This is a genomic window from Aeromicrobium sp. (assembly GCF_025965075.1).
GTDB lineage: Bacteria > Actinomycetota > Actinomycetes > Propionibacteriales > Nocardioidaceae > Aeromicrobium.
Map to the genome: position 1 here is coordinate 1 of NZ_JAOPXQ010000249.1, position 4860 is coordinate 4860.

Consider the following 4860-nt stretch of genomic DNA (forward strand, 5'->3'; position numbering starts at 1 on the left):
TGCCGCACACGCACCCTCGCAGAACGAGCGCGCGTACGACGTCTAGTGGCGGTGCGATCCGATGGACAGCACCTGCAGCTTGCCGGTCGGTCCCGGCTCTCCGCCCACGAACGCGTCGGTCGTGACGTACAGCTTGCCGGAGTGCCGGCCGCCGACCCACTCGACCGCGGCCGGTGAGGCGAGGGCCAACGTCTGCCGCTTCGCCGGGTCGTTCGCCGAACGCGAGCCGAGCTTGAACAGGCTCACCTGGCCCTGACCCTCGGCGCCGCCGAACAGCTCGGCGACCGCGACCTTCCGGTCCGGCAGGAGCGCCAGGTCGACCGCTCCGACGAAGCCGCCGGCGACCTTCTTGGCCTTGGCACCGTTCGACCCGGACTTGTGGTGGTGTCCGCCGCCCTTGGCCTTGAGCTCGTAGACCGCGCCGCGGGCGCCGAGGCTCGCGTCCTCGGGACCACCCGGCAGGGAGGTCACGTACAGCCGGCCGTCACGGGACTGCTCGATGTCCGTGGGGACGAACTCGAAGTAGTACGTGTGGCCCACCGCGCACTCCGGCAGCTGCTGCGCCGCCGCCGCCTCGGCGGTGACGACCGTCCCGACCCCGGGGAGGGTCGCGACCGTCGTCACGCGTCCGTGCCGGCCCACCTCGAAGATCGCGTTGGCGCCGGCGTCGGCCACGTACTTGTGGCGGTCCGTCACCAAGGTGGCGTATGGGTGGCTGTCGACGGCACCGGTGTACGACGCGGGGTTGTCGGCCGGGAACTGCGCGGCGCACTCGGCCGGCAGGTCACGGAATCCGTACGTCGTGCCCTGGTCGGGGTTGGTGGAGTTCTCGTGCGCCCAGATGTCGGCGATCTGCCGGGGCTCCCCGCCGCGGCGCTGGGCGAACATCTTGGCCGATCCCTCACCGGTCGTGGTCCAGTAGACGGTCCCGTCGTGCTCGGACACGCCTCCGACCTCCTCGCCGGGAGCGGACGCGAACGGCGTCTTGGTCCCGTCCCTGGCGACCTTGGTCAGCTCGCCGATGAAGTTCTGGGACACGTACGCCGTGCCGTGGTCGTTGACGGCCAGCTTGAGGGGGGTGACGAGACCGTCGGTGATGACGCGTGGCTCACCGACGCCACCATTGCTGCCCGCGACCGCGGGACCGGAGATGAGGGCGCTGCCGGCGACGAGAGCTGCCGCACCGAGCAGTGCCACTGAAGAACGACGTTTCATGAGATGGATGCCTTTCGATGTCCCGAGATGTCGATGGATTCCCGCCACTCTTACTCCCCCAGCGATCACGCTAGGTGCGCTCGATCCCGACATACGGTCACTGCGGGAAACGGTGCGGAGGTCCGCATGGGTCTCAGCGGACCGGCGCGACGTCGGCTCCGTAGCGGTCGACGCAGAAGTCCCGGAGGCGTTCGGCCAGCGCGGCCAGGGACGCGGCCGCGTGGTGCCCGGGCTCCCACGCGGCGAACAGCTCGATCCGCAGCGGACCGTCACGGCCCTGGATCTCCAGGCCCCGCAGGTCGAACCGGGGATCGTCCGTGACGACCGCGACGCCCCGGCCCGCGGCGGCGAGCGCCTGCGCGACCTGGGGATTCGTGCACTCGACGACCTCACCCATCGTCAGGCCGGCCGAGTCCAGCGCGGCGTCGAGGATCTGCCGGGGACGGAACCCCGGGGTCAGCACCAGCAGGGTCTCCTCGACCAGGGCCCGCAGCCGCACCTTCTCGGCGTGCCACGGGTGGTCGGCCGGGACGTACGCCCACACAGGTAGCACCGCGATGGGAGCGCTGGCCAGCGGCGCGGCCGGCCGCTCGGTCACGATCGCGAGGTCGGCGCCCCGGCGCAGCGCGGCGTACGCCCCGCGGGGATCCGACTCCAGCACCGTCGGCATCGGGTCGTCCGCGGCCAGGGTCGCCAGGAACGGGGCGATGACGTCGGTCAGCGTCGTGGTCGGGGCGGCGATCGTGAGCCGCTCGAGCCGGCCCGCGGCGTACGACCGGGCGGCCCGCGCCGCGCTGTCGGCCTGGCGCAGCACGGCGCGTGCGTGCGGCAGGAACTCCCGGCCGGCGGCGCTCAGCCGCAGCCGTCCCGCCGAGCGGACGAACAGGTCGACGCCGATCTCGCGCTCGAGCTGGCGCAGCTGGCGGGAGATCGCCGGCTGCGTCACGTGGACGACCGCGGCCGCGGCGCTGACCGACTCCGTCTCGGCGACCGCGACGAAGTATCCCAAGGTCCGCAGCTCCATGCCTCGGGAGCATAGCCCGGATCAGTTCCCGGTATTGGACGGCATACGTCCGAACGAGGAGAATCACGTCATGCCTGCCTCTCTCGAACAGCGCCGTGAGCTCGTCACGGCCATCCCCGGTCCCCGCTCGCAGGAGCTCATGGCGCGCAAGCACGCCGCCGTCGCCCAGGGCATCGGCACGACGATGCCGGTGTTCGCGGTCGAGGCCGGCGGCGGCATCGTCAAAGACGTCGACGGCAACTCGTTCATCGACCTCGGCTCCGGCATCGCGGTCACGACGATCGGCAACAGCGCGCCCCGGGTCGTCGACGCGGTGCGCGAGCAGGTCGCGGCCTTCACCCACACGTGCTTCATGATCACCCCCTACGAGGGGTACGTCGCGGTGGCCGAGGCGCTCAACCGGCTGACCCCCGGCGACCACGACAAGAAGTCCGCGCTGTTCAACTCCGGCGCCGAGGCGGTCGAGAACGCGATCAAGATCGCCCGCGCGCACACCAAGCGGCAGGCCGTCGTGGTCTTCGACCACGCCTACCACGGGCGGACCAACCTGACGATGGCGATGACCGCGAAGGCGATGCCCTACAAGAGCGGCTTCGGCCCGTTCGCGCCGGAGATCTACCGCGCCCCGCTGTCCTACCCCTACCGCGACGAGAAGGCCATGGACGGCCAGCTCGCCGCCCGCCGCGCGATCGACGTCATCGAGAAGCAGGTCGGCGCCGACAACCTCGCCGCCGTCGTGATCGAGCCGATCCAGGGCGAGGGCGGGTTCATCGTCCCGGCCGACGGCTTCCTGGCCGCGATCGTCGACTGGTGCACCGCCCACGGGGTCGTGTTCATCGCCGACGAGGTGCAGACCGGCTTCGCCCGCACCGGCGCGATGTTCGCGTGCGATCGCGAGGGCATCGTCCCGGACGTCATCGTCACGGCCAAGGGGATCGCCGGCGGCCTGCCGCTGTCGGCGGTCACGGGCCGCGCCGACATCATGGACGCCTCCCACGTCAGCGGCCTCGGCGGGACGTACGGCGGCAACCCGCTGGCCTGCGCCGCCGCGCTGGCGACGATCGAGACGATCGAGGCCGAGGGCCTGGTCGACCGGGCCCAGCAGGTCGAGCGGCTCATGCTCGACGCCCTGCACCGTCTGCAGGCCGACGACGACCGCCTCGGCGACGTCCGCGGCCGTGGCGCCATGATCGCGGTCGAGCTCGTGCGGTCCGGCACCGACGAGCCGGACGCCGACCTGGCCAAGGCCGTCGCGGCCGCCGCCCACCGGGCCGGCGTCATCGTGCTGACCTGCGGGACGTACGGCAACGTGCTCCGCTTCCTGCCGCCGCTGGCGATCAGCGACGAGCTCCTGACCGAGGGCCTCGAGGTCCTCACCCAGATCTTCTCGGAGGTTCAGTCATGACCAACCCTGCTGACGTGCTCATCAACAACGAGTGGCTCCCCGGCGCCGACGGGGAGTTCGACGTCGTCGACCCCGCGACCGCCGAGCCGATCCGCGCCGTCTCCAACGGCGGTGTCGCCGACGCGACGGCCGCCGTGGATGCTGCGGCCGCGGCTCTGCCGTTGTGGCGCCGGGTCGCCCCGCGCGAGCGCGCCGAGATCCTGCGCCGGACGTTCGAGCTGATGATCCGCGACCGCGAGGAGCTGGGCGCCCTGATCGCCGCCGAGAACGGCAAGTCGCTGTCGGACGCGATCGGTGAGGTCACCTACTCCGCCGAGTTCTTCCGCTGGTTCGCCGAGGAGGCCGTCCGCACGGGCGGCGACTATGGCTCGTCCCCCGCCGGCGGCACCCGCACCGTGGTGACGCACCACCCGGTCGGCGTCGCCGCCCTCGTCACGCCGTGGAACTTCCCGGCCGCGATGGCCGCCCGCAAGATCGCCCCTGCGCTGGCCGCGGGGTGCACGGTGGTGCTCAAGCCCGCCTCGGAGACGCCGCTCACCGCGTTCGCGATCGCGAGGCTCCTGGTCGAGGCCGGTGTCCCGGCCGGTGTCGTCAACGTCGTGCCGTCGCGGTCGGCATCCAGGATCGTCGGCACCTGGATGGAGGATCCACGCGTCCGCAAGATCTCGTTCACCGGGTCCACCGGCATCGGCCAGGTGCTGCTCAAGCAGGCCGCCGACCGGGTCATCAACTCCTCGATGGAGCTCGGCGGCAACGCACCGTTCGTCGTCACGGATGATGCCGACCTCGACGCGGCCGTCGCCGGCGCGATGATCGCCAAGTTCCGCGGTGGCGGGCAGGCGTGCACGGCGGCCAATCGGTTGTACGTCCACGCTGCCGTGGCCGCGGAGTTCACCGCGAAGCTGGGCGCTGCCGTGGAGAACCTCGTCGTGGGACCCGCCTCCGAGGGGTCCGACATCGGCCCGCTGATCAACGCCAAGGCGGTCGACGAGACCAACGCGCTGCTCGCCGGCGCGATCGCGGCGGGTGCCCGGATCGCCCACCAGGCTCCTGTGCCCGAGGACAGCAAGGGCTTCTACTTCCCGCCCACCGTGCTGGTCGACGTCCCGGCCGACGCCGCGATCGTGCACGAGGAGATCTTCGGTCCGATCGCGCCGATCGTCACCTGGACGACCGACGCGGAGGTCATCGCGATGGCCAACGACACCGAGATGGG

4 protein-coding genes are annotated in these 4860 nt (G+C 71.7%); 2 read left to right on the plus strand and 2 right to left on the minus strand.

The annotated features are described in order from the left end of the window. Positions 1-42 precede the first annotated feature (42 nt). Positions 43-1197 (minus strand): ScyD/ScyE family protein, encoded by a 1155-nt coding sequence (locus JWQ91_RS14830; RefSeq protein WP_297785794.1) that lies wholly within the window; start codon positions 1195-1197, stop codon positions 43-45. A 151-nt stretch (positions 1198-1348) separates the two neighbouring features. Continuing rightward, entirely contained in the window at positions 1349-2239 is an 891-nt protein-coding gene (locus JWQ91_RS14835) for a LysR family transcriptional regulator (protein WP_297785797.1), read from the minus strand. Positions 2240-2309: 70 nt separating this feature from the next. On the opposite strand from JWQ91_RS14835, the gene gabT reads away from it, so the two are divergent. Further along, positions 2310-3644, plus strand: a complete 1335-nt coding sequence (gene gabT / locus JWQ91_RS14840; protein WP_297785800.1) for a 4-aminobutyrate--2-oxoglutarate transaminase — start codon at positions 2310-2312, stop codon at positions 3642-3644. Continuing rightward, the coding region (locus JWQ91_RS14845) for an aldehyde dehydrogenase family protein (protein ID WP_297785803.1) at positions 3641-4860 on the plus strand (1220 nt) is incomplete at its 3' end. The genes gabT and JWQ91_RS14845, both read left to right, overlap by 4 nt.